Source organism: Aeromonas sp. EERV15, assembly GCF_900079845.1.
Lineage (GTDB): Bacteria > Pseudomonadota > Gammaproteobacteria > Enterobacterales > Aeromonadaceae > Aeromonas > Aeromonas sobria.
Genome location: NZ_FKKY02000007.1, coordinates 164,128 through 189,213 on the forward strand (window position 1 = coordinate 164,128; position 25,086 = coordinate 189,213).

25 protein-coding genes and 2 tRNA genes are annotated in these 25,086 nt (G+C 55.1%); 18 read left to right on the forward strand and 9 right to left on the reverse strand.

From position 1 onward, the window contains the following. Positions 1-13: 13 nt before the first annotated feature. Both ispA and xseB read right to left on the reverse strand, forming a co-directional pair. Positions 14-904, reverse strand: a complete 891-nt coding sequence (ispA, locus tag BN4575_RS08250) for a (2E,6E)-farnesyl diphosphate synthase (protein WP_068977834.1) — start codon at positions 902-904, stop codon at positions 14-16. Next, complete coding sequence (gene xseB / locus BN4575_RS08255; RefSeq protein ID WP_042018186.1) at positions 905-1,156, reverse strand: exodeoxyribonuclease VII small subunit; 252 nt, start codon at positions 1,154-1,156, stop codon at positions 905-907. 209 nt (positions 1,157-1,365) lie between these two features. Between xseB and pomA the strand changes: the two genes are divergently transcribed. The 3 genes from pomA (at position 1,366) to greA (ending at position 3,659) form a co-directional block, all read left to right on the forward strand. Beyond that, positions 1,366-2,124, forward strand: coding sequence for a flagellar motor protein PomA (gene pomA / locus BN4575_RS08260; RefSeq protein ID WP_042018184.1), 759 nt, complete (start codon positions 1,366-1,368; stop codon positions 2,122-2,124). Positions 2,125-2,132: 8 nt separating this feature from the next. Beyond that, positions 2,133-3,026, forward strand: coding sequence for a flagellar motor protein MotB (locus tag BN4575_RS08265; protein ID WP_068977835.1), 894 nt, complete (start codon positions 2,133-2,135; stop codon positions 3,024-3,026). Positions 3,027-3,182: 156 nt separating this feature from the next. Then, positions 3,183-3,659 carry a transcription elongation factor GreA gene (gene greA, locus BN4575_RS08270; protein ID WP_042018182.1) on the forward strand — a complete coding sequence of 159 codons (477 nt, stop codon included), beginning with the start codon at positions 3,183-3,185 and terminating at the stop codon, positions 3,657-3,659. Positions 3,660-3,731: 72 nt separating this feature from the next. Here the strand turns inward: greA and BN4575_RS08275 are convergent, their stop codons facing one another. Next, entirely contained in the window at positions 3,732-4,274 is a 543-nt protein-coding gene (locus BN4575_RS08275) for a PilZ domain-containing protein (protein ID WP_256028922.1), read from the reverse strand. Positions 4,275-4,416: 142 nt separating this feature from the next. Further along, positions 4,417-4,713 carry a ribosome assembly RNA-binding protein YhbY gene (gene yhbY / locus BN4575_RS08280; RefSeq protein WP_042018180.1) on the reverse strand — a complete coding sequence of 99 codons (297 nt, stop codon included), beginning with the start codon at positions 4,711-4,713 and terminating at the stop codon, positions 4,417-4,419. A 97-nt stretch (positions 4,714-4,810) separates the two neighbouring features. On the opposite strand from yhbY, the gene rlmE reads away from it, so the two are divergent. The 15 genes from rlmE to pnp all read left to right on the forward strand — a co-directional run bounded on the left by rlmE (position 4,811) and on the right by pnp (position 20,202). Beyond that, a complete protein-coding gene (rlmE, locus tag BN4575_RS08285) occupies positions 4,811-5,440 on the forward strand; it encodes a 23S rRNA (uridine(2552)-2'-O)-methyltransferase RlmE (protein WP_068977837.1) in 630 nt (209 codons plus the stop codon). Between the two features lie 45 nt (positions 5,441-5,485). Next, positions 5,486-7,432: an ATP-dependent zinc metalloprotease FtsH gene (gene ftsH / locus BN4575_RS08290; RefSeq protein WP_068977838.1), complete on the forward strand. Its 1,947-nt coding sequence runs from the start codon at positions 5,486-5,488 to the stop codon at positions 7,430-7,432. Between the two features lie 60 nt (positions 7,433-7,492). Continuing rightward, positions 7,493-8,338 (forward strand): dihydropteroate synthase, encoded by an 846-nt coding sequence (gene folP / locus BN4575_RS08295; protein ID WP_068977839.1) that lies wholly within the window; start codon positions 7,493-7,495, stop codon positions 8,336-8,338. A 15-nt stretch (positions 8,339-8,353) separates the two neighbouring features. Continuing rightward, positions 8,354-9,688, forward strand: a complete 1,335-nt coding sequence (gene glmM, locus BN4575_RS08300; RefSeq protein WP_042018173.1) for a phosphoglucosamine mutase — start codon at positions 8,354-8,356, stop codon at positions 9,686-9,688. 130 nt (positions 9,689-9,818) lie between these two features. Further along, positions 9,819-10,583, forward strand: a complete 765-nt coding sequence (tpiA, locus tag BN4575_RS08305) for a triose-phosphate isomerase (RefSeq protein WP_068977840.1) — start codon at positions 9,819-9,821, stop codon at positions 10,581-10,583. Further along, on the forward strand, positions 10,584-10,910 hold the full coding sequence (secG, locus tag BN4575_RS08310) for a preprotein translocase subunit SecG (RefSeq protein ID WP_042018170.1): 327 nt from the start codon (positions 10,584-10,586) through the stop codon (positions 10,908-10,910). 9 nt (positions 10,911-10,919) lie between these two features. Further along, positions 10,920-11,004 (forward strand) — tRNA-Leu (locus tag BN4575_RS08315). Between the two features lie 93 nt (positions 11,005-11,097). Then, positions 11,098-11,174: transfer RNA gene (locus BN4575_RS08320), tRNA-Met, on the forward strand. A 166-nt stretch (positions 11,175-11,340) separates the two neighbouring features. Beyond that, complete coding sequence (gene rimP / locus BN4575_RS08325; RefSeq protein ID WP_042018169.1) at positions 11,341-11,799, forward strand: ribosome maturation factor RimP; 459 nt, start codon at positions 11,341-11,343, stop codon at positions 11,797-11,799. Between the two features lie 14 nt (positions 11,800-11,813). After that, the gene (gene nusA, locus BN4575_RS08330; RefSeq protein WP_042018167.1) at positions 11,814-13,316 is read left to right on the forward strand and encodes a transcription termination factor NusA; all 1,503 of its coding nucleotides are present in this window, start codon (positions 11,814-11,816) and stop codon (positions 13,314-13,316) included. A gap of 20 nt (positions 13,317-13,336) precedes the next feature. Beyond that, entirely contained in the window at positions 13,337-16,036 is a 2,700-nt protein-coding gene (gene infB, locus BN4575_RS08335; RefSeq protein ID WP_068977841.1) for a translation initiation factor IF-2, read from the forward strand. A 55-nt stretch (positions 16,037-16,091) separates the two neighbouring features. After that, positions 16,092-16,529 (forward strand): 30S ribosome-binding factor RbfA, encoded by a 438-nt coding sequence (rbfA, locus tag BN4575_RS08340; protein ID WP_042018165.1) that lies wholly within the window; start codon positions 16,092-16,094, stop codon positions 16,527-16,529. A gap of 1 nt (position 16,530) precedes the next feature. Next, positions 16,531-17,490, forward strand: a complete 960-nt coding sequence (gene truB, locus BN4575_RS08345; RefSeq protein ID WP_042018162.1) for a tRNA pseudouridine(55) synthase TruB — start codon at positions 16,531-16,533, stop codon at positions 17,488-17,490. Positions 17,491-17,618: 128 nt separating this feature from the next. Then, the gene (rpsO, locus tag BN4575_RS08350) at positions 17,619-17,888 is read left to right on the forward strand and encodes a 30S ribosomal protein S15 (RefSeq protein WP_005326646.1); all 270 of its coding nucleotides are present in this window, start codon (positions 17,619-17,621) and stop codon (positions 17,886-17,888) included. A 169-nt stretch (positions 17,889-18,057) separates the two neighbouring features. Beyond that, positions 18,058-20,202, forward strand: a complete 2,145-nt coding sequence (pnp, locus tag BN4575_RS08355; protein ID WP_042018159.1) for a polyribonucleotide nucleotidyltransferase — start codon at positions 18,058-18,060, stop codon at positions 20,200-20,202. Between the two features lie 95 nt (positions 20,203-20,297). Here the strand turns inward: pnp and BN4575_RS08360 are convergent, their stop codons facing one another. Genes BN4575_RS08360 through BN4575_RS08380 form a run of 5 tightly spaced genes read right to left on the reverse strand, consistent with a single transcriptional unit; the run spans position 20,298 to position 25,079 of the window. Then, complete coding sequence (locus BN4575_RS08360; RefSeq protein WP_042018157.1) at positions 20,298-21,356, reverse strand: protein-glutamate methylesterase/protein-glutamine glutaminase; 1,059 nt, start codon at positions 21,354-21,356, stop codon at positions 20,298-20,300. Next, positions 21,353-21,844, reverse strand: coding sequence for a chemotaxis protein CheD (locus tag BN4575_RS08365; protein ID WP_068977842.1), 492 nt, complete (start codon positions 21,842-21,844; stop codon positions 21,353-21,355). Before BN4575_RS08365 ends, BN4575_RS08360 begins: the two co-directional genes overlap by 4 nt. 3 nt (positions 21,845-21,847) lie before the next feature. Next, a complete protein-coding gene (locus BN4575_RS08370; RefSeq protein WP_068977843.1) occupies positions 21,848-22,651 on the reverse strand; it encodes a CheR family methyltransferase in 804 nt (267 codons plus the stop codon). A gap of 57 nt (positions 22,652-22,708) precedes the next feature. Continuing rightward, the gene (locus BN4575_RS08375) at positions 22,709-24,466 is read right to left on the reverse strand and encodes a methyl-accepting chemotaxis protein (protein ID WP_068977844.1); all 1,758 of its coding nucleotides are present in this window, start codon (positions 24,464-24,466) and stop codon (positions 22,709-22,711) included. Between the two features lie 43 nt (positions 24,467-24,509). After that, positions 24,510-25,079, reverse strand: coding sequence for a chemotaxis protein CheW (locus BN4575_RS08380; RefSeq protein WP_068977845.1), 570 nt, complete (start codon positions 25,077-25,079; stop codon positions 24,510-24,512). Between the last annotated feature and the right edge of the window lie 7 nt (positions 25,080-25,086).

Consider the following 25,086-nt stretch of genomic DNA (forward strand, 5'->3'; position numbering starts at 1 on the left):
TGTTATCCAGCGTTTAGTGGGTTCGCTCGATGATGTAATCGGCAAACGCTTCCAGAATGTCGGTATTGTAGGGCAAGGATTGCAGGGCTGTTAAGGCTTTGCCGTGCAGTTCGCGAGCCAGCTCACGGGCATTTTCAAGACCGAGCAGGGCCGGATAGGTACTTTTCTCCAGCGCCAGGTCAGAGCCTTGCGGCTTGCCGAGGGTGGCGGTATCACCAGTGATATCGAGGATGTCATCCTGCACCTGAAAGGCCAGCCCGATGGCAGCGGCGTAGCTTTGCAGCGCGGCCAGGGTGGCTTCATCCACATCGGCCTTGCACAGGGCACCGAGCGCCACGGCGCACTCAATCAGCGCACCGGTCTTGTGGCGGTGCACCTGCTCCAGCTCGGCCAGAGAGATCTGGCGCCCTTCGGCCTGCAGATCCAGTGCCTGACCACCACACATGCCGAGATAGCCGGAGGCGCGGGCGAGGGTACTCAGCATCCGCACCCGGTTGGCCATCAGAGTATCGGGCATGGGGTGGTCGGCCAGAATGGAGAATGCCAAGGTCTGCAGCGCATCACCGGCCAGAATGGCGGTGCCTTCATCAAACGCTTTGTGGACGGTTGGCTGGCCGCGACGCAGGTCGTCGTCATCCATGGCGGGCAGGTCATCGTGCAGCAGGGAGTAGGCGTGGATGCACTCCACGGCAGCGGCGGGGCCATCCAGCAGATCGCTCTTTACGCCCAGCATTTCGCCGACCGCGTAGACCAGAAACGGGCGTACCCGCTTGCCGCCCAGCAGCAGGCCGTAGCTCATGGCATCGCGCAGCCGTGGCGCCATGGCGGGCAAGGATTCAAGTTGTGCTGACAGACAGTCGTCAATACGCTGACGATGCAGACGGGAAAAATGGTCCAGCGCCACTCACTCCTCTCCTTGTTCTGGCTGGAAGGGGGCAAGCTTATCACTGCCATCGGCTTGGCTGAGCAGGATCTGGATCTTCTGTTCGGCCAGTTCCAGCTTCTGCTGACCGGCCCGCACCAGATGGACTCCTTGCTCGAACTGTTTGAGCGCCTCTTCCAGGGGTAGGGAACCTTGTTCCAGCTGATGAACGATGGTTTCCAGCTCTTCCAGAGTGGCATCAAAACTCAGACGGTCGATTTTTTTACTGGCCATGTCCATCCTCGGGGATTGAAAAAACGGCTTATATTAACATCGACCGTCCGCAGGGGGGAGGCAGAAAAGCACTGGCCCCTCAAACTCTCGATAAACTGGTCGATAATGAACCAGCATTCTCTGTGGGTTGAGGCTTGCCGCGTGGGATGCAATAGCAGAAAATTCAACAGACTATAATAGCCATAAGAACGGGTGACAGGAGTAGGAACGTGGATCTAGGCAGTCTGATAGGGATAGTGCTGGGTTTCGGAGTGGTGGTTTACGGCATGCTGCTGGGCGGCCCCATGAGCATGTATGTGGATATGCCATCGGTCTATATCACCATTTTTGGTTCAATCTTCATCGCCATGATGAAGTTCAACATTGGCCAGTTCTTTATGGCATTCAAGGTTGGCGGCAAAGCCTTTATGTACAAGGGCGACAAGCTGGATGATTTAATTACCAAGGCGGTCGAACTGGCTGATGCAGCTCGCAAAGGGGGCTTTCTGGCGCTGGAAGCGGCTGAGATCCCCAATCCTTTCATGAAAAAAGGGATTGATATGCTGGTTGATGGCCACGATGCCGATGTGGTACGTGCCGTGATGGAAAAAGATATCGAGTTGACTGCCGAGCGTCATGTCACCGCCATCAAGGTTTTCCGTACCCTCGGGGATCTGGGCCCTGCCATGGGGATGATAGGTACTCTGGTGGGGCTGGTAGCCATGCTGGCCAACATGAGTGACCCCAAGTCAATCGGCCCGGCGATGGCTGTTGCCTTGTTGACCACCCTGTATGGCGCGATTTTGGCAAACATGGTCGCGATTCCCATCGCGGACAAGCTGGAGCTGCGTAGCGGCGAGGAAAAACTGTGTCGAGCGTTGATTTTGGACGCCATTATGGGGATTCAGGATGGCCAGAACCCGCGGGTGATCCAGTCGATGTTGCAAAACTATCTGAATCAATCCAAACGTAATACCGGCACCGAGTAGGGGGCAGTATGTCCGATTGCAAATGTCCGCCGCCCGGCCTACCCGCGTACATGGGTACGTTTGCCGACTTGATGTCACTGTTGATGTGTTTCTTTGTGTTGTTGCTCTCTTTTGCCGAGATGGATGTACAAAAATTCAAGCAAATTGCGGGCTCCATGGAAAAAGCCTTCGGGGTGCAGAATATTCTCGAGGTAAAAGATATTCCCAAGGGAACCTCGGTGATTGCCCAGGAATTTCGGCCTGGCCGGCCCGAGCCAACGCCGATTGATACTGTGATGCAGCAGACCATCGACATGACCCAGACCGAACTGGAATTTCTGCCCGGTGAGTCGGATCAGGCTGGTGGTCAGGATAAGAGTGATGGCAAACAGACAGGGGGGGACACGGCTCAGGATGCGCAAAAAGCACTGCAGCAGTCCAATACCTTGGCCAAAGCGCTCGCCGAACAGATGAAAGATCAGATTCAGGACGGTGCCATCGAGATCGAGGCGCTGGGCCAACAGATCATCATCCGGATCAGGGAAAAAGCGTCGTTTCCTGCCGGATCCGCTTTTTTGCAACCCCAGTTCTGGCCGGTTATTCGCAAGGTGGCGGCGTTGCTCAAGGATGTACCGGGTGAAATAACCATCTCCGGTCACACCGACAACGTCGCGACCGAAGATGAGCTGTTCCAGTCCAACTGGGAGCTCTCCTCCCAGCGGGCGGTGGCGGTGGCGCATCAGATGGTCAAGGTGCCTGGTTTTGATGGCAAGCGGCTGGTGGTACAGGGGATGGCAGATTCCCAGCCGCTGGTGCCCAACACTACCCCTGAGAATCGCCGGATGAACCGTCGGGTAGAGATCTCTATCCTGCAGGGTAAACCGACAGTATCGGCGCCCATCTCGGTACCGGAAGGGAAGTAAGCATTGCCGATGCGGGACAACCAGGGCGGACTGGCTGCAGGGCGCTGACGTGGATTTTGTGTTGGCTTCATATTAAGATGCCTCATCCGAACCGATTGCTGCGGCTTCCTAGCAGATAGCCGCAGTGTCTATTTTCAAGCAACCCAGGTTTCGACTATGAATCATACTCCGATGACTGTTCGCGGCGCTGAGAAGCTGCGCGCAGAGCTCGACCATCTCAAGACCGAGCTTCGTCCCCAGATTATCGAAGCGATTGCCGATGCGCGTGAGCATGGCGATCTGAAAGAAAATGCCGAATACCACGCTGCCCGTGAGCAGCAGGGGTTCTGCGAAGGCCGTATCCAGGAGATTGAAGCCAAGCTCTCCAATGCTCAGGTGATCGATGTCACCAAGATCACCAATAATGGCCGTGTCATTTTTGGCGCGACAGTGACTCTGCTCAAGAGCGAGACCGAGGAAGAGGTTATCTACCGCATCGTGGGTGATGATGAGGCGGATATCAAACAGAACCTTATCTCTGTCAACTCGCCGATTGCCCGTGCGCTGATTGGCAAGGAAGTAGACGACGTAGCCATCGTCAAGACCCCTGCTGGTGATGTGGAATACGAAGTGCTGAACGTAGCTTACGTTTAAGCGACGTCAGGTTATGACGAAACAGGGGGGCTGGTGCTCCCCTGTTGTATTTGGCTAATACTGAGATACTTGCTAGGGCAGATAAGCCTCGGTAAAGGTATTCTGATGGCGCTGGAACAGCCACTGATGTAGCCGTTCGATGTCGCTTTCGCTCATCTGAAAGCTCAGTGCCCAGGTTGCATGGTTGGCATCAGATTTGATGCGCCGAACCAATCTGGCATCAAGGGGGAAACAAGCCTCTTGCGCGATGTAGAGTTCTCCACTGAGTGAGTCATCGGCTAGCATATCGGTTGGCAAGTTTTCGACAATGAGGCCGTTCAGTGAGAGGCTTAATACTTGAAATAGCCCTTTACTGCTGTGTAATTTGGCTTTTTGCTCGAGACGCCAGGCCCGTGGCCGGGTAAAGCCAAACTCCCTGATCACTGGTGCAGCCAGACGTGGCTCGACAACACCCTCAGCGGCTTCGATAAAGGTAAGCGGAAAGCGTAACTGATGGCCTGCGAAGCGCGCTTCGAGTACCAGGTGTTCGGCTTTGTGCAGCAAGCCAAGCATGGGGGCATCAAGGTGTCCACTCAGGACATGGGTGTCCTGATTGCTCCCCAAGTCCCGCAGCATGGCCAGCTCATCTTCAGTGAGAATTTGATGGTGAGCCATAATGCGTATCCAAAAGTATTCATCGCAGGTTAAGGGCTTTGCGACTACTTTGGCAAGCGACTCGGGAAGAAGTGGAATAAGGAAAGAGCGATGCTCTTCCCTTTTACTTGCGGGGCAGCTGGATTTTTGGCTCGGTGGCTTGACGATAAATAGTCAGCACGTGGCCCATGCTTTGCACCTTGATTGCAGCGGTTTCACGGACGATTGCATCCATAACCAGTTGCTTCATCTCGCGATCTTCAGCGGCAACCTTAACCTTGATCAGCTCGTGATGGTTCAGTGCCAGATCGATTTCGGCCAGTACACCTTCGGTCAGACCATGCTGACCCAGCAGGACGACGGGTTTGAGGCTGTGAGCAAGGCCCTTGAGGTACTGTTTCTGTTTATTGTTGAGAATCATCGCAATTTCTTCATAAGTCAGGGTTGAAAGGGGCGTATTCTAACCCCACTTAGCCCTTAATACTAATAACCCTTGTGGTTTTTTAAAGTCGATTATCATGACCCAGAAAAAGCGTTCCCCCAGTTCTAGTCGCTGGTTAAAAGAACATTTCGACGATCAATACGTCAAAAAAGCTCAAAAATTGGGCCTGCGTTCCCGTGCTGTTTTCAAGATTGACGAGATTCAGGGCAAGGATCGCTTGCTGAAAAACGGCATGACAGTTGTGGATTTGGGGGCGGCTCCTGGTGGCTGGTCCCAGTTTGCGGTTGAACAGGTTGGTGACTCGGGTCGCGTCATCGCATGTGATATTTTGCCGATGGATCCCATTGCCGGTGTCGATTTCCTGCAAGGGGACTTTCGGGAGGATGCTGTGCTGAGTGCCTTGCTGGGAAGAGTCGGTCCCGATAAGGTCGATGTTGTGATGTCTGATATGGCACCTAACATGAGCGGTACCCAGCAGGTGGATCAGGCACGCGCCATGTATCTTGTCGAGCTGGCACTGGACATGTGTAATCAGGTATTACGCAGTGACGGCAGTTTCGTAGTGAAGGTGTTCCAGGGGGAGGGGTTTGATACCTATCTCAATGAAATACGTAAACTTTTTTCAGCTGTTAAAATTCGTAAACCAGACTCATCCCGTGCCAGATCTCGGGAAGTCTACATTGTGGCTACCGGTTTTAAACTGTAGTACCCTACCCTTCATCGTTAACTGTCAGTCTGCGAGGTTACTGATTTGAGTGACATGGCGAAAAACTTAATCCTGTGGCTGGTCATCGCCGTCGTATTGATGTCGGTGTTCAATAGCTTCAGCCCCAGCGATACCACCAGTCGCCAGCTGGACTATTCCAGCTTCGTTAAAGAAGTGACCCAAGAGCAGATCCGTGAAGTGCGGATGGATGGTAAGGTCATTAATGGCGTCAAGCGCACTGGTGAAAAATTCACCACCATCATCCCTGCGCCGGATCCCCAGCTGCTCAATGACATGCTCAATCACAACGTTAAAGTGATGGGCGAGAAGCCGGAAGAGCCGTCTCTGTTGACCTCTATCTTCATCTCCTGGTTCCCGATGCTGTTGCTGATCGGTGTCTGGGTCTTCTTCATGCGTCAGATGCAGGGCGGCGGTGGCAAAGGTGCCATGTCGTTTGGCAAGAGCAAGGCTCGCCTGATGAGTGAAGATCAGATCAAGACCACCTTTGCCGATGTCGCTGGTTGCGATGAGGCCAAAGAGGAAGTGAAGGAGCTGGTCGACTATCTGCGTGATCCGAGCAAGTTCCAGAAACTGGGTGGCAAGATCCCGACAGGTGTGCTGCTGGTTGGCCCACCCGGTACCGGTAAGACCCTGCTGGCCAAGGCCATTGCTGGTGAAGCCAAGGTTCCGTTCTTTACTATCTCCGGTTCCGATTTCGTGGAGATGTTCGTTGGTGTCGGCGCCTCCCGGGTGCGTGACATGTTCGAGCAAGCCAAGAAGTCCTCCCCTTGCATCATCTTCATCGATGAAATTGATGCGGTGGGTCGTCAGCGTGGCGCGGGTCTGGGTGGTGGTCACGATGAACGTGAGCAGACTCTGAACCAGATGCTGGTTGAAATGGATGGTTTTGAAGGTAACGAAGGCGTCATCGTCATCGCTGCAACCAACCGTCCTGACGTACTGGATCCTGCATTGCTGCGTCCGGGTCGTTTCGACCGTCAGGTTGTGGTCGGTCTGCCGGATGTCCGTGGTCGTGAGCAGATCCTGAAAGTTCACATGCGCAAAGTTCCGTTGGCGGATGACGTCAATCCGGCGCTGATTGCTCGTGGTACCCCCGGTTTCTCCGGTGCTGACTTGGCCAACCTGGTCAACGAAGCGGCCCTCTTCTCTGCCCGTGAAAGCCGCCGTGTGGTTTCTATGGCCGAATTCGAGAAGGCCAAGGACAAGATCATGATGGGCGCTGAACGTCGCTCCATGGTGATGAAAGAGTCCGAGAAAGAGATGACGGCATACCATGAAGCGGGTCACGCCATCATTGGTCGTGTGGTACCGGATCATGATCCTGTCTACAAGGTCTCAATCATTCCCCGTGGTCGTGCGCTGGGTGTCACCATGTATCTGCCGGAGCAGGATCGCTGGAGCCACTCCAAGCAGCATCTGGAGTCAATGATCTCCAGTCTGTATGGCGGTCGCTTAGCAGAAGAGCTGATCTACGGCGCCGAAAAAGTCTCTACCGGTGCGTCCAACGACATCGAGCGTGCGACTGACATCGCTCGCAAGATGGTGACCCAGTGGGGCATGTCCGAGCGTCTTGGTCCCATGCTCTATGCCGAAGAGGACGGTGAAGTGTTCCTCGGTCGCAGCATGGCCAAGGCCAAGCATATGTCTGACGATACCGCCCGCGTCATTGATGCCGAGGTCAAGCTGGTGATTGATCGCAACTACGCCCGCTCCAAGCAGATCTTGCTGGATAACATGGACGTGTTACACACCATGAAAGATGCGCTGATGAAGTACGAAACCATCGACGCCAAGCAGATCGATGATCTGATGGCGCGCCGCGAGGTCCGTGCTCCGAGCAACTGGCATGATGAGCATGGTGATACGCCGCAGGGTGGTTCTACTGTTGCTGCTGAGGCCAAGCCGGCCGATGAGGCTGCACCAGTGGCGGATGTCGCTATCGACAAAGCCAACGACGCTCCGGCCAAATAATCGTGACTCTCCAAACCCCGGGCTTGCCCGGGGTTTTTCTTTATGCAAATGGACGCGAAGATGCAGTTAATCAGCAAGGGGCTCAGCCTCTCTCTCGATCGCCCCCATGTGATGGGGATCCTCAACGTAACCCCTGACTCCTTCTCCGATGGTGGCAATTTCAATCAGATTGAACGGGCGATGGCCCATGCGCGTCAGATGGTCTCTGATGGTGCCACGCTGATCGATATCGGTGGCGAGTCCACTCGCCCCGGCGCGCCGGATGTGAGTGAGCAGGAGGAGCTCGACAGAGTCATTCCCGTAATCAAGCGAATAGCCGCAGAGCTGGAGGTGATGATCTCTCTCGACACCTCCAAGGCGGGGGTGATGCGGGAAGGCTGCCAAGCGGGTGCCCATCTGATCAACGATGTGAGGGCGCTCCAAGAGGAGGGTGCACTGCAGGCTGCCGCCGAAGCCCGGGTACCGGTTTGTCTGATGCATATGCAGGGGCAACCGAGAACCATGCAGGTCGAGCCACACTATGACGATCTGCTGGGGGAGGTGCGTGGCTTTTTTGATGAGCGAATCACGGCTTGCATGGCTGCCGGTATTGCGCGTGAACAGCTGCTGCTGGATCCCGGCTACGGTTTCGGCAAGACCCTGGCGCACAACTACCAGCTACTGGCGGCCCAAAAGGAACTGCTCGATTATGGCTTGCCGCTCTTGGTGGGGATGTCGCGAAAGTCTATGATAGGCAACCTGCTGGGCCGTTCGGTTGACGAGCGCCTGGCGGGCAGTCTGGCATGCGCCCTCATCGGCATGCAGCATGGGGCTCGGATCATCAGGGTGCATGATGTACGGGAGACCATGGATGCACTGCGCGTCGGCTGGCAGGTAATGACGGGACAAGATTTTATTTCCAAATAATAAAGAGAACAGACAATGGCAAGAAAGTATTTCGGCACCGATGGCGTGCGTGGCAAGGTTGGCGAGTATCCGATCACCCCTGAATTCGTGATGAAGCTGGGTTGGGCGGCTGGCAAGGTGCTTTCCAAGAAAGGCACCAAGAAGGTGCTGATTGGCAAAGATACCCGCATATCCGGTTACATGCTGGAATCCGCACTGGAAGCGGGGCTTTCCGCCGCGGGTCTCAAGGCCATTCTGATGGGGCCCATGCCCACTCCGGCGGTTGCTTATCTGACGCGCACCTTCCGTGCCGAAGCCGGTATCGTCATCAGTGCCTCCCACAACCCCTTCTATGACAACGGCATCAAGTTCTTCTCCGCCGATGGCACCAAGCTGCCCGATGATGTCGAGATGGCCATCGAGGCCGAACTTGACCACGAGCTCACTTGTGTCGAGTCTGCCCTGCTTGGTAAAGCGATGCGCATTGATGATGCGGCCGGTCGCTATATCGAATTTTGCAAGAGCACATTCCCATCTCATATGAACCTTGATGGTGTCAAGATGGTGGTTGATTGTGGTCATGGTGCCACTTATCACATCGCTCCGTCAGTTTTCCGCGAATTGGGCGCCGACGTGATCACCATGGGTTGTGCCCCGGATGGTCTCAATATTAATGATGGTGTCGGTTCTACCGCGCCTGAGGCGCTGGTTGCCAAGGTACTGGAGTGCAAGGCCGATCTGGGGGTTGCATTTGATGGTGACGGTGATCGCCTGATCATGGTTGACCATACCGGTTATCTCATCGACGGTGACGAAATCCTCTATATCATCGCCCGCGATGCCTTGCGCAATGGTCGCCTCAAGGGTGGCGTAGTCGGCACCTTGATGGCCAATATGGGTTTGGAGCTGGCTTTGCAGACCTTGGGTATTCCGTTTGCCCGTGCGCAGGTGGGTGACCGCTATGTGCTGGAGATGATGGAAGAGAAAGGCTGGCGTATCGGTGGTGAGAACTCAGGTCACATCATCTGCCTGGATCAAACCACCACAGGTGATGGCATCGTAGCCGCCTTGCAAGTGCTTACTGCCATGCGCAGTGCCGAGATGCCGCTGGCCAAGTTGCGCTCCGGTATGAGCAAGTTCCCGCAAGTGCTGGTGAATGTCCGCTTTGCCGAAGGCAATGATCCGTTGGCGGCTGATGCTGTTATGGAGGAGGTTGCCAAGGTAGAGCAGGAGTTGGCTGGTCGAGGTCGAGTCCTGTTGCGCAAATCCGGCACCGAGCCTCTTATCAGGGTGATGGTGGAAGGGGAGCATGAGCAGCAGGTACGTGACATGGCTCAGCGTATCGCACAACAGGTAAAGTCGGCGTTTTAATGAGCACCAGGGCGGCTTTTTAGCCGCCCTGGTTGTATCTTGTTCAAACGATTCAAAAAATTAAAAATAGCACTTGTCAGCTGAGCATCCTCTGGATATTATCAGCCCCGCTTTCGCAAGGGAGTTGCCGATGGGAAACCGCAAGCCGTTTGTAGCAGCCAATTGGAAGTTGCACGGTAGTAGGTCGCAGTTAGAGCAGTTTACGAGTCACTGCCTGAAAGGTGTTGATGAAAAAGTAGATGTGGTTCTATGTCCTTCCCATGTGCATCTCGACTTTACCGCTTCACTGCTCAATGAGCAGAAAGTAATAAGGTTGGGGGCTCAGAATGTGAGTCAGCACTGTACTGGCGCTTACACCGGAGAAATCTCGTGTCAGATGCTGGTCGAGGCAGGGTGTCGTTACGTATTGGTAGGACACTCCGAGCGCAGGCGTCTCTTTGGTGAGACCAGTTTTATCGTCGCAGAGAAGTTTGCGGCAGCCAGAGCAGCAGGCTTGATTCCCATCCTCTGTTTAGGTGAGTCAGGTGCAGCAAGGCAAGCGAGAAGAGCCTTTGAGGTGATCGCTGAAGAACTGGATATCGTCATAGAGAAAAATGGCGCGATGGCTTTCGATAATGCTATCATCGCCTACGAGCCGATTTGGGCTGTAGGTACAGGTAAGTGCGCCACACCCGAGCAGGCACAAGAGGTTCATTCCTTTATACGCGGTCGCTTGGCGGAGGATACTCCGGTAATAGGTGAAAAAGTTAGAATCATCTATGGTGGGAGCGTAACGCCGACCAACGCGAGAGATTTGTTCGCCCAGCACGACATTGATGGCGGTCTGATTGGTGGTGCAAGTCTTGATAGCGACACGTTTTTAGGAATTGTTGAAGCGGCAAAGGGTGCAAGTTAAATGTACGAGATTCTTTTAGTCGTTTATCTGTTGGTATCACTGGCTCTGATTGGTCTGGTGATGATTCAGCAAGGTAAAGGGGCTGACATGGGCGCCTCCTTCGGCGCAGGGGCATCGAATACTGTATTCGGCTCCGGTGGTTCAGGTAGTTTCCTGACCCGAACAACAGCAATTTTGGCTACTCTGTTTTTCATTATCAGCTTGGTGCTTGGATCTCTGTCCACACACAAGGTAAAACAGGGCAGTGAGTGGGAAAATCTGCAACAAACCGAACAGGCTGAGCAGACTAAAGCGCCAGTAAACAAAGATACTGACGTTCCCCAGTAAGAGAGTTTTGCCGTGGTGGTGGAATTGGTAGACACGCTATCTTGAGGGGGTAGTGCTCTAGGGTGTGCGGGTTCGAGTCCCGCCCACGGCACCAATTAAGCAGTGAGCTCGGGCAGCCGAGTATATTATAGTCAATATCGCTCTTGTACCAAGAAGCTAGAGTGGCTATAATCTCGCACGATTCGGACGCGGGGTGGAGCAGCATGGTAGCTCGTCGGGCTCATAACCCGAAGGTCGTCGGTTCAAATCCGGCCCCCGCAACCAAATTTCACGCATTTCCTACGCTCAGGAAAGCGGTCGCTGCGAGGCGACAGTCAGGGTAAAGCGCCAAGCCCCGATTTGACATCGGGGCTTTTTGTTACGTGCGATTTACTCTGAATCGATATCTATCTGGGCTCTATGCCCTTTTTTTGTTTTTCGGAGGGTGACTTTGGCTACGTTGGAACAACGTTTGACCGATCTGCTCGAGGCTCCGGTCGTTGCCTTGGGTTTTGAACTTTGGGGTATTGAGTTTACCCGTGCGGGTAGCTACTCCACCTTGCGTGTCTACATCGATAGCGAGCAGGGTGTGACTGTCGAAAGCTGTGCAGCAGTCAGCCATCAGGTTGGCGCCATCATGGATGTCGAAGATCCCATTACCGAGGAGTATTACCTCGAGGTGTCCTCCCCGGGTCTGGATCGCCCCCTGTTCAAGGTTGCCCAATTCGAAAAATACGTTGGCCAAGAGGCGGCGGTTTCGCTTCGGATGGCAACAAATAACCGCCGCAAGTTCAAAGGCGTAATCAAAGCTGTGCAAGGCGACATGATCACCCTGACAGTAGATGGTAAGGACGACGTGTTGGCTTTCACCAATATCCAAAAAGCGAACATAGTGCCGAACTTTGGTTAACGAGGCTATCGGATATGAATAAAGAGATTTTGCTGGTCGTTGACGCAGTATCCAACGAGAAGGCGGTACCCCGCGAGAAGATCTTCCAGGCTCTGGAAACTGCGCTGGCGACTGCGACCAAAAAGAAATATGAAGGCGAGATTGAAGTTCGGGTTGAAATCGATCGCAAGACCGGTGACTACGACACCTATCGCCGTTGGGTAGTGGTTGCTGATCAAGCATCCATGGAAAACGCCTACGGTGAAATCACCCTGGAAGCTGCGCAGATTGATCAGCCGGAAATCCAGATCGGTGAGTATGTTGAAGACCAGATCGACTCTGTTACTTTCGACCGTATCACTACCCAGACCGCCAAACAGGTTATCGTGCAGAAAGTGCGTGAGGCCGAGCGTTCCCAGGTAGTTGATCAGTTTAAAGATAAAGAAGGCACCATCATCAGTGGTGTGGTCAAAAAGAGCAGCCGCGACAACGTGGTTCTCGATCTGGGCAGCAATGCCGAAGCCGTGATCTTCCGTGATGACATGCTGCCGCGCGAGACCTTCCGTCCGGGTGACCGCATTCGTGGCCTGCTCTACGCAGTTCGCCCGGAAGCCCGTGGTGCCCAGCTGTTTGTCAGCCGCTCCAGCCCTGATTTCCTGAAAGAGCTGTTCCGCATCGAAGTGCCAGAGATCGGCGAAGAGATGATCGAAATCATGGGTGCTGCCCGTGATCCGGGTTCTCGCGCCAAGATCGCGGTAAAGACCAACGATCGTCGTATCGACCCTATAGGTGCTTGTATCGGTATGCGTGGTGCCCGTGTGCAAGCTGTTTCAGCTGAGCTGAACGGTGAGCGTGCTGACATCGTGCTGTACGATGACAACCCGGCCCAGTACGTGATCAATGCCATGGCGCCTGCCGATGTGGCCTCCATCATTGTTGATGAAGATAACCACACCATGGATATCGCCGTGGAAGCTGCCAACCTGGCTCAGGCCATCGGTCGCAATGGTCAGAACGTGCGTCTGGCATCCCAGCTGACCGGTTGGGAACTGAACGTGATGACCGTTGAAGACATGCGCTCCAAGCATCAGGCTGAAAACGACCGCATCATGAACCTGTTCACCAGCACCCTGGATATCGACGATGAGTTCGCCGGTCTGCTGATGGAAGAGGGCTTCTCTACTCTGGAAGAGATCGCTTTCGTACCGGTTAACGAGTTGCTGGCTGTCGATGGTCTGGATGAAGACATGGTCGAAGAGCTGCGCAACCGTGCCAAAGATGCCCTGACTACCAAGGCACTGGCTAAAGAAGAATCTTTTGATGGCGTTGAGCCTTCTGAAGACCTGCTCAATCTGAATGGCCTGAGCCGTGAAATGGCTTACGCTCTGGCGGGCCGTGGTGTTGGCACTCTGGAAGATTTGGCTGAGCAAGGTATTGATGACCTTGCTGATATCGAAGAGTTGACTGCCGAGAAGGCTGGTGAGCTCATTATGGCTGCTCGTAATATCTGTTGGTTCGGAGAAGAGCAGTCCGAGTAAGATCAAACGGAGGAAAATGAATGGCAGAAGTATCAGTCAAACAACTTGCCACTGACATCGACACACCGGTTGATCGTCTTCTCCAGCAGTTTGTCGATGCCGGTATCAGCAAGAGCAAGGCCGACGACATGGTTAGCGAGTCTGAAAAGCAGACCCTGCTGGCACACCTGAAGAAACAGCATGGGGGTGACGAGGTCGCCACTCCTGCCCGCATGACCTTGCAGCGCAAGACCAAGAGCACCATCAGTGTTCAGGGTACTGGCGGCAAGAACAAGGAAGTGCAGGTAGAAGTGCGTAAATCTCGCACCTATGTAAGACGCTCGGCGCTGGAAGATGAACAGCGTCAGGTGGAAGCCGAGGAAACAGCGCGTTTGGAAGCAGAAGAAAAAGCTCGTTGCGAGGCCGAGAATAAGGCCCGTCTCGAAGCTGAAGAGAAGGCTCGCCGTGAGGCTGAGCAGGCTCGTCGTGACGCTGAGGAAAAGGCGCGGATCGAGGCACAATCAAAGGCTCGACAGGCTCCACAGCCCGCCAAAGCAGCCAGTAGCACAGCTCAGCAAGAGGCAGAAAAGATGGCCAAGCGCGAAGCAGAAGAACTGAAGCGCCAACAGGAATTAACCGCTTTGCAAAAAGCAGAAGAACTCGCCGCAAAGAAAGCCGAAGAGGCTCGTCTTATGGCAGAACAGAATGGCCCTCGCTGGGCTGAAGAAGAAGCTGCTCGCGCCAAAGAGAGCAGTGACTATCATCTGACCACCAACAAGCATGCGCAAGCCGCAGAAGATGAGTTGGACCGGAAGGAAGAGACCAGCCGTCGTACCGCTGCAGCTGCTGCGGTCAAGGCCCCGAAAAAGCCGGGTCGTCGTGAAGATGACCGTGACTCACGCAACCCGCGTGCCCGTAAAGGCAAGCGTGGCAAGGTGGCTACTCCTAACGCGATGAAGCATGGCTTCAACAAACCCGCGGTAGTGGTCAACCGTGACGTGGTCATTGGCGAAACCATCACTGTAGCCGAACTGGCTAACAAGATGGCCGTCAAAGGTGTCGAAGTCATCAAGGCGATGATGAAGATGGGCGCTATGGCGACCATCAACCAGGTGATCGACCAGGAGACCGCTCAGCTGGTCGCCGAGGAGATGGGTCACAAGGTAGTGTTGCGTCGTGAGAACGAGCTGGAAGAGGCGGTACTGTCCGATCGTGACGAGACCTCCGAAGCCAAGCCGCGCGCTCCGGTCGTGACCATCATGGGTCACGTTGACCACGGTAAAACCTCGCTGCTCGACTATATCCGTAAAGCCAAGGTTGCTGCTGGCGAAGCCGGTGGTATTACCCAGCATATCGGTGCTTACCACGTCGAAACTGACAGTGGCATGATCACCTTCCTGGATACTCCGGGTCACGCTGCGTTTACCTCCATGCGTGCTCGTGGTGCCAAGTCCACCGATATCGTGGTACTGGTTGTTGCTGCCGATGACGGCGTCATGCCGCAGACCATCGAAGCGATCCAGCACGCCAAAGCGGCTGGGGTACCTATCGTTGTTGCAGTTAACAAGATCGACAAGCCTGAAGCGGATCCGGATCGCGTCAAAACCGAACTGTCCCGTTACAACGTGATGTCTGAAGATTGGGGTGGCGATAGCCAGTTCGTTCATGTTTCTGCCAAGTCTGGCGAAGGCATCGACGATCTGCTGGAAGCCATTCTGATCCAGTCCGAAGTACTGGAACTGAAAGCTGTCGTTGATGGTATGGCAAGCGGTGTGGTTGTTGAATCCTTCCTCGACAAAGGTCGTGGTCCGGTTGCAACCGTACTGGTTCAGCAAGGTACTCTGCGTCAGGGTGATATCGTCCTGTGTGGTCTGGAGTACGGTCGTATTCGTGCGATGCGTGACGAATTGGGTCGCGACATCAAAGAAGCGGGCCCGTCTCTGCCGGTCGAAATTCTCGGTCTGTCCGGGGTGCCGTCTGCCGGTGACGAAGCCACTGTTGTACGTGACGAGAAGAAAGCCCGCGAAGTGGCACTCTATCGTCAGGGCAAATTCCGCGACGTCAAGCTGGCTCGCCAGCAGAAGGCCAAGCTGGAAAACATGTTCGCCAACATGACCGAGGGCGAAGTGTCCGAAGTGAATGTGGTGATCAAGGCCGACGTACAGGGCTCTGTGCAAGCTATCTGCGATGCGCTGGTTCAGCTCTCTACTGATGAAGTTAAAGTCAAGATCATCGGCTCAGGTGTAGGTGGAATCACCGAAACTGATGCGACCCTGGCTGCCGCTTCCAGCGCCATCCTGGTTGGTTTCAACGTCCGTGCTGACGCATCTGCGCGCAAGGTCATCGAAGCCGAGAGCCTGGATCTGCGTTACTACTCCGTCATCTATGATTTGATCGACGAAGTGAAGCAGGCCATGAGCGGTAAGCTGGCTCCTGAATATCGTCAGGAGATCATCGGTCTGGCTCAGGTGCGTAGCGTCTTCAAATCACCCAAGTTCGGCGCTGTTGCTGGCTGTATGGTCACTGAAGGTATCGTCAAGCGCTCCAACCGTATCCGTGTTCTGCGTGACAACGTGGTTATTTATGAAGGCGAGCTGGAATCCCTGCGCCGCTTCAAGGATGACGTTAACGAAGTCCGTAACGGTTATGAGTGTGGTATCGCGGTCAAGAACTACAATGACGTGCGCGAAGGCGACCAGATCGAAGTTTACGAGACTGTTGAAATTCAACGGACACTGTAAGCCGAGAGTCAGACAAAATAGGGGGCCACGGCCCCCTTTTATCGCAGGATAGAATATGGCCAGAGAATTCAGCCGGACCCGTCGGGTCGGACAGCAGATCCAGCGTGAAATCGCGCTGATCCTGCAGCGTGAGGTGAAAGATCCCCGCATTGGCATGGTGACAGTTTCCGATGTGGAAGTGTCCAAAGATCTTAACTATGCAAAAATTTACGTCACTTTTCTGCAGTTGGAGAATGACGGCGATCGCATCAAGGAAGGCCTGTTGGGTCTGACTGAAGCCGCCGGTTATATCCGCAGCCTGCTTGGCAGCGCGATGCGTCTGCGGGTAGTGCCTGAGCTGCGTTTCTACTACGACCAGACTCTGGTCGAAGGGATGCGTCTCTCCAACCTGGTGACCAACACTGTGCGCGAAGACAAGCGTCGCATGGCCGAAGCTGGCCGTGACGAAGAGACGGATGCCACACCCGATGACACAACAGAGGATAAAGCCTGAGATGTCACGCAGACGTCGTTTCAAGGGCCGTGATGTTCACGGCATCCTGCTGCTGGATAAGCCAACCGGTCTGACCTCCAACGATGTGTTGCAGAAGGTCAAGCGGATCTACAACGCAGCCAAGGCTGGCCACACTGGCGCCCTGGACCCGTTGGCGACCGGCATGCTGCCGATCTGCCTCGGTGAGGCCACCAAGTTCTCCCAGTATCTGCTGGAGGCGGACAAGCGCTATGAGGTGACCGCCAAGCTGGGCGAGCGCACCAATACCAGCGACTCCGACGGCGAAGTGGTTTCCACTCGTCCGGTGAACGTGGCGATGGGTACCCTGATTGAGTCGCTGGATCAGTTCCGCGGCCCGATCATGCAGGTGCCGTCCATGTATTCTGCGCTCAAGCACAATGGCCGCCCGCTCTATGAGTATGCCCGTGAAGGCATCACCATCGAGCGTGAAGCCCGTCCCATCACGATATTCGAGCTTAAACTGCTGAGCTTCGAAGGTGATGAAGTGCGCCTCGAAGTGCACTGCAGCAAAGGCACCTACATCCGCACGCTGGTCGATGATCTGGGTGAAGTGCTGGGTTGTGGCGCCCACGTCACCCAGTTGCGTCGTACTCAGGTGGCCAGCTATCCCTATGATCGGATGCTGACCCTGGAGCAGCTGGAGTGCATTCTCGAGCAGTCCAAGGCCGAGAGTACCCCGCCGCGCGAGCAGCTCGATCCGCTGCTGTTGCCGATGGATACCGCAGTGGCATCTTTGCCTGAGGTGAACATGCTGGCGGTAGTCGCTGCGTATGTGAATCAGGGCCAGGCGGTACAGGTGCCTGGCGCACCGGCCAGTGGTCAGGTTCGCATGACAGTCGGCCCTGAGCGCGAGTTTATCGGCGTGGGTGACATTGATGCTGATGGTCGGGTTGCGCCCAAGCGATTGGTGCGTTATCACGACGATAACATCGAGGAGTAATCCTCTGGCGGTATCGGCGCGTCTTTCCCGTTGCGAAAATAGCCGGGGACGATTATGATACCGCCCTCATTTCACGGCTGAATTAGAGATTGGCTGTGAACCTTTAAACACTCTACTGGAGTACACACATGTCTCTAAATGCTGAGATCAAAGCGTCCATCGTTGCTGACAACGCTCGTTGCGCTAACGACACTGGTTCCCCCGAAGTGCAGGTTGCCCTGCTGACTGCCCAGATCAACCATCTGCAAGGTCACTTCAAGGAGCACTCAAAGGACCACCACGGTCGTCGCGGTCTGCTGCGCATGGTTTCCCAGCGTCGTAAGCTGCTGGACTACCTGAAGCGTAAAGATGTTCAGCGTTATGCTGCTCTGATCGCCAAGCTGGGTCTGCGTCGTTAATCGACCATCAGATTTCGCAAAAAAGGGGAACCGTGAGGTTCCCCTTTTTTATTGCTCTTCAAGTCGTTGCCTGCTTCACAGAATTCGTGTCCCCGCTTACCTTTTGCAGTGAATCAAGTATACTTGTGCGCGAATTTAAAGAGCCAAATTGTAAAAAAAGGAAATTCACGTGAATCCTATTGTAAAGTCATTCCAGTACGGTCAACACACCGTCACTCTGGAAACCGGTGTGATGGCCCGTCAAGCCACTGCGGCCGTTATGGTCAGCATGGACGATACCTGCGTATTTGTGACCGTAGTTGGTAAGAAAGAGGCCGATCATGGCCGTGATTTCTTCCCGCTGACCGTCAACTACCAGGAGCGTACTTATGCTGCTGGTCGTATCCCGGGTGGTTTCTTCCGTCGTGAAGGCCGTCCGAGCGAAGGTGAGACCCTCACTTCCCGCCTGATCGACCGTCCTATTCGCCCGCTGTTCCCGGAAGGCTTCCTCAATGAGGTTCAGGTGGTTGCCACCGTCATGTCCGTGAATCCGCTGGTTTCTCCGGACATCGTTGCCATGATCGGTGCCTCTGCAGCACTGGCCATCTCCGGTATTCCGTTTGGTGGTCCGATTGCAGCCGCTCGCGTGGGCTACATGAACGGTCAGTACATGCTGAACCCGACTACCGCTGAACTGCCGCAGAGCGATCTGGATCTGGTTGTTGCCGGTACCGCCAACGCGGTACTGATGGTTGAATCTGAAGCTGCCATCCTCTCTGAAGAGGTGATGCTGGGTGCCGTGGTATTTGGTCACGACCAGATGCAGATCGTCATCAATGCGATCAACGAGTTTGCTGCTGCCGTTGGCACCAAGCCGTGGAACTGGACTGCGCCGGCCGTTAACGAGCCGCTGAAAGCCAAGATCGCCGAGCTGGCGACTGCCGAACTGGGTGAAGCGTATCGCATCACTGAGAAAGCAGTACGTTACGAAGCTATCGGTGCCATCAAGGCGCGCGTGGTTGAGCAGGTCATTGCTTCCGGTGTTGCCGACGATGCCAAGAAGATCGGTGAAGAGTTCCACAGCCTGGAAAGCCGCATCGTCCGTGGCCGCGTAGTGCGTGGCGAGCCGCGCATCGATGGTCGTGATCCGGAAATGATCCGCGCCCTGTCTGTCGGCACCGGCATTCTGCCCCGTGCTCACGGTTCTGCCCTGTTCACCCGTGGTGAGACTCAGGCCATCGTGGTTGCGACCCTGGGTACCGAGCGTGATGCTCAGAACATCGACGAGCTGGCTGGCCATCGTGCCGACCGCTTCATGCTGCACTATAACTTCCCGCCGTATTGCGTCGGTGAGACTGGCATGATGGGTAGCCCCAAGCGTCGTGAAATCGGTCACGGCCGTCTGGCCAAGCGTGGTGTTGCTGCCGTAATGCCGAGCGCCGCTGAGTTCCCGTACGTGGTACGTGTGGTGTCTGAAATCACCGAATCCAACGGTTCTTCCTCCATGGCCTCTGTCTGTGGTTCCTCCCTGGCGCTGATGGATGCAGGTGTGCCGATCAAGGCCTCTGTTGCCGGTATCGCCATGGGTCTGGTGAAGGAAGAAGAAGGTTTCGTCGTGCTGTCCGACATCTTGGGTGACGAAGATCACCTGGGTGACATGGACTTCAAAGTAGCCGGTACCACCGAAGGTATCACCGCGCTGCAGATGGACATCAAGATCGAAGGCATCACCAAAGAGATCATGGAGATTGCCCTCAAGCAAGCTCGTGGCGCTCGCCTGCACATCCTGAAAGTGATGGATGAAGCCATCCAGGCTCCGCGCAGCGAAATCTCTGATTTTGCCCCGCGTATTCACACCATCAAGATCAATCCTGAGAAGATCAAGGACGTGATCGGTAAGGGGGGTTCTGTGATCCGTGCGCTGACCGAAGAGACCGGCACCAACATCGAGCTGGATGATGACGGTACTGTTCGTATCTCCGCCGTGGCCAACGAAGCTGCCATGGAAGCGATCCGTCGTATCGAAGCGATCACCGCCGAGATCGAAGTGAACCGCATCTATGAAGGTAAAGTGGTACGTTTGGCTGACTTCGGTGCCTTCGTCAACATCCTGCCGGGCAAAGATGGTCTGGTACACATCTCCCAGATCACCGACGCTCGTGTGCAGAACGTGGCTGACCACCTGACCATCGGTGATGTGGTCAAGGTGAAGGTACTGGAAGTGGACCGTCAGGGCCGCGTACGTCTCTCCATCAAGGAAGCGAACGCCCCGACTGAAGCTGCACCTGCCGCTGATGCCGCGCCGGCTGCTGAAGAAGCGCCTGCCGCAGAGTAATCTGCCGCTCTGATACCGGACTGGTTTCGGTTGATGTAAAAAGTCCGGCTCCCCTTGGGGAGCCGGACTTTTTTTATGGGAAAAACACGATGGTGCTACCTGCCAAGGATGGCATATTGCATCTCTTGCAGAGGGAGCACATGGCGAGCGGCCCCCAGTTTTATCGCCTCTTTGGGCATGCCGAAGACCACGCAGGAGGCCTCATCCTGGGCATAGGTATTGGCACCGGCTTCCAGCATCTCGCGCAATCCTCTGGCTCCGTCATCCCCCATGCCGGTCATGATGATGCCGGTGGCGTTCTTGCCGGCATATTTGGCGACGGAGCGAAACAGCACATCCACCGAAGGACGATGGCGGTTGATAAGGGGGCCATCCACCACCTCGACGTGATAGTAGGCACCGCTGCGTTTGAGCAGCATGTGCTTGCCCCCTGGGGCAATCAGCGCCAGCCCGGGGATCACCCTGTCATTGTTTTTTGCCTCCCGCACTTCTATCTGGCAGACCCCGTTCAGCCGCTCGGCGAACATGGCGGTAAATTTCTCCGGCATGTGCTGCACGATGACAATGCCGGGACTGACCCGGGGCAGGGCAGTCAGCACCACTTCCAGCGCCTGGGTGCCGCCAGTTGAGGTGCCGATGGCAATGAGCCGTTCAGTGGTTTGTGCCATGGCATGTTGGTTGGGGGGCAGTATGACATCCGCATTGAGTTTGGTGCTGATCGTTGAGGGGGCCGGCTTGCCAACACGTTTGAGATTGGCCTGGGCGGCAGCCCGCACAGCCATGGCCAGATCGTGGGCGGATTCTTGCAGAAAGCTTTTTAATCCCATGGTTGGCTTGGTGATGATATCCACTGCACCCGCAGCCATCGCTTGCAGTGTAGTTTCCGCTCCCTTTTCGGTGAGAGATGAGCAGATCACCACAGGTGTCGGGTGTTCGGCCATGATTTTGGTGAGAAATGTGATGCCGTCCATGCGTGGCATTTCCACATCGAGCACGATGACGTCAGGCCACTCTTTCTTCAGTTTTTCCTGAGCAAACAGGGGATCCGATGCCGTGGCGATCACCTTGATGTCAGGCTCCTGCTCCAGCACCGCTTGCAATACCTGTCTGACCACGGCGGAATCATCCACCAGCATGACCCGGATCTGCTTCATTCTCGCGACTCCCGTTGATGTGGCAGACGATGATGGCGGAGCCAGACACTGCCGTTGCTGAGCTCAAAGAGCAAGCTTCGGTGGCCGCTATGGCCAAGATGATGAGCCTTGATATCAAGGCCAAGGTCTCTGGTCAGCTGCCAGGCTGCCTGAATATTTTTGGTGGCGACATTGTTGTCGCTCTGTGCGTATTGCTGCTCGGTGAACATGTTGCCTCCCCCGAACAGCTTGGCTTCGTACTCATGAATGGGGGCGAGATAGAGACCTGCTGCCTGCACTAGCAAGGCGAGGGCCTCATCGGCATAGCGACCATCAAGCCCGGTCGAGGGGTTGCCTCGCGTGGGCAACATGTAGTGACACATGCCCCCCTGTTTTTGCTCGGGATGCCACAGGGTGATGGCGATACAGGACCCCAGCAGGGTTTTGACCACCACATCCTCCTTGCCAAAAAAGAGTTCGCCCGGTTGCAGGATTACCTCCCGTGCCATGGTTCATCTCTTCTGATAAATGGAAGGGGACACCAACTGCAGGCCGTGAGGCAAGCCGTGCAGACTTTCAGCGTGGCTGACCAGCAGATAGCCACCGGGTTTGAGCCGGGGTACCAGTCGTTGCAACACTTGCCCTTTGGTCTCCTTGTTGAAATAGATCATCACGTTCCTGATGAAGATCACGTCGAACATCCCCAGATCCGGCAGCTCCTGATTGAGGTTGATCTGCATGAAATTGACTTTGTCCCGTAACTTGCGGTCGATGATGAAGATACCCTCCTGCAGGCCGATGCCCTTTAGGCAGTACTTCATCAAGAATGGCAGCGGAATGTTGTGTGCCCGTTCGATCCGATAGCGCCCGCTCATGGCCTGTTCCAGTACCCGTGACGAGATGTCAGATGCCACGATTTCCCAGTTGAGGGTGCCGCGTTTCTCTGCCAGCGTCATGGCCAGACTGTAAGGCTCTTCTCCCGATGAGCTGGCGGCACTCCAGATCCGCAAGGTGCGTTCTGTCGGGAAATGCGCAAGTACTTGCTTGGTCAGAAACTCGAAGTGTTTAGGCTCCCTGAAAAAGTAGGTTTCATTGGTGGTGAGCAGATCGAGCGCCAGCTGTAGTTCGCTGCTACGGTCGTTCATGATGAGCTGGAAGTAGTCGTCATAACTATCCAGCTCGTAGTGGCAGAGTCGTTTCGCCAGCCGGCTGGCAACCAAAGCCTTTTTGGCTGGAGACAGCTCTATTCCCGCCGTTTGATGAAGCCAGTGCTGGAAACGGGAGAACTCATCATCATGCAACTGGGTTTGATACAAAATCCTGCCCCTCTACCAGTGACGTCGGATGTGGGAGAGGCGAAGCCTCTCCCGTAGCTAGAATCGGACAAAATCGGCGTCGTTGAGTGGTGGTCGCGAGTGATTTGATGGTCGTTCATTACCAGGGGCGTTGCCCTCGTTGATGAAACGCCCCTTGGTTATCGCATTGCGTGTCGTTGCGTGGGCCCGGCTATCCTTGCGCGCTTCCTCCAAAGTGAAAAACTCCATGGCCAGCTGTAGCTGCTCGGCCTGACTGCTCATCTCCTCGGCAGTGGCTGCAAGCTCTTCGCTGCAAGAGGCATTCTGCTGGGTGACCTGGCTTAGCTGATTCATAGCCAGGTTGATTTGGCTGACCCCTGTCGATTGCTCATTGGAGGCTGCACTGATCTCCTGTACCAGGTCAGAGGTTTTGTTAATGGACGGCACCATCTGATCCAGCAAGCGACCTGCTTTTTCTGCCATTTCCACACTACTGGAGGCGAGCTCACCAATCTCCTGTGCCGCAATTTGGCTGCGCTCTGCCAGTTTGCGCACCTCTGCGGCTACGACCGCAAAGCCTTTGCCATGGTCACCTGCCCGAGCCGCTTCAATGGCCGCGTTGAGTGCCAGCAGATTGGTCTGGTAGGCGATGTCATCGATGATGCCAATTCGTTTGGCGATCTGCTTCATCGCATCGACGGTGAGTTTGACGGCTTCGCCTCCCTCGACGGCCTCTTTGGCGGCCTTGCTGGCCATGCCATCGGTGACTTGAGCGTTGTCGGTATTCTGATTGATGCTGGCGCTCATCTGCTCGATGGAGGCGCTGGTCTCCTCCATGCTCGAGGCCTGTTCACTGCTGGATTGACTGATGGACTGGGCGGTGGCGCTTACCTGCTCGGCGGCGCTGGAGAGGTTGTCAGAGGCGCCGCGAACTTCGGTGACGATTTTGGTCAGCGAGGTGATTGTGATGTTGAGTGAATCCTTGGTGGTACCAAAAATACCGGGATAGTCAGCCTCTATCTGTTGGGTCAGATCCCCTTTAGCCAGACATTGCACGACCCGGATAACCTCGTTGAGGGTGCGGTCGATCACTTCGGCAATCTGGTTGATCCCTTCACCCATCGCCTGAAAGAAGCCGCTCTTGCCAGCAAGTTCCATCCGGCGGTGCAGTTCACCATTGATCACTGCCTGCACGATGTCGGACATCTCTTTCTCTATCATCACCTCCTTGGTTCTGTCTGCCCATTCGACGACTGAGCCCATGCGCTCGCCACTATCGCTGAAGACCGGATTGGCAATCAGGGAGAAGGTTCGTCCTCCCAGCTGGATCTGGGTTCGAAATGTATTGTTGAGTTTGGCCAGCATCGCCCGTTGATGGCTGGGGTTTTTATGAAAACTGTCGATATTGGCGCCCATCAGCTGATTGGCATTGAAGTTGTAGAGCTCTTTTTTGATATCAGTTTCAGCCTGATTAAGCATGCCGGTCACGGCCTCGTTCATATAGATAATGTCGAGATTGGTGTCGGCGATCATCACGTTGGTGCTGGCGCAGTCCAGTGCCTTGCGCACCAGTCTGTTCTCATGGAGCAACGCCTGGCTGTTCCTGACTTCATCCCGGCTCTGCTCCAGCTTGTCGCTGAGCAAGGTCACCACGTCGTTGACGGCATTTCCTATCGTGCGCAGGGCATTATCCAGTCCGGAAAGGTCGAGTGGGGCTGGGGGGCGATCTTCCACGATGGCGCGCTGGACTTGCCCGATAGCGTCGAGTAACAGGGCCTGTTGTCTTGCTTCTGCGGCATCATTCCCAAAGAGTTTACCTAAGAGTGACTGGGTCATGAGCGTTTCCTTATGCTGCATGTCATGGAGTATGGGGGCCTGTTCAGGAGTGCTGCAGATTGCCTTGCGGTAACCTTGCCTGTGGCTGGGCCAGTTCGTTGAGTTGTGCCATCTCATCGAGTGACAACACTTTTTCGGTATCTATGAGGATGACGAATTTACCGCTGACTTTGCCCATGCCGCTGATAAAGTCAGCCCTGATGCGGGCGCCAAAACTTGGCGGTGGTTCAATATCAGCTTGTGGAATACCTAACACCTCTGACACGGAATCCACTACAACACCTATATCCTGGCTGACAGGCTCATCACCCTGCTGCGCCATCCCCTCAATGATGATGATGCAGCTGCGGCGAGTAATATTTGAAGGGGTATTGCCAAAGCGCGCACTGAGGTCAACGACCGAGACAACCGCTCCTCGCAGATTGATGACGCCACGAATAAAGCTCGGCATCATCGGGATTGGAGTGATATTGCCGTATTCAATGATCTCTTTGACCCCCAGAATATTGATGGCGAACATCTCGTTGTTGATCAGAAACGTCAGGTACTGGGCATCGCCGCTGCTCTCGCCAGCGGCCAATAATGGCAGCGTGATGTCGGTGGATGTATGCATGGTCGCC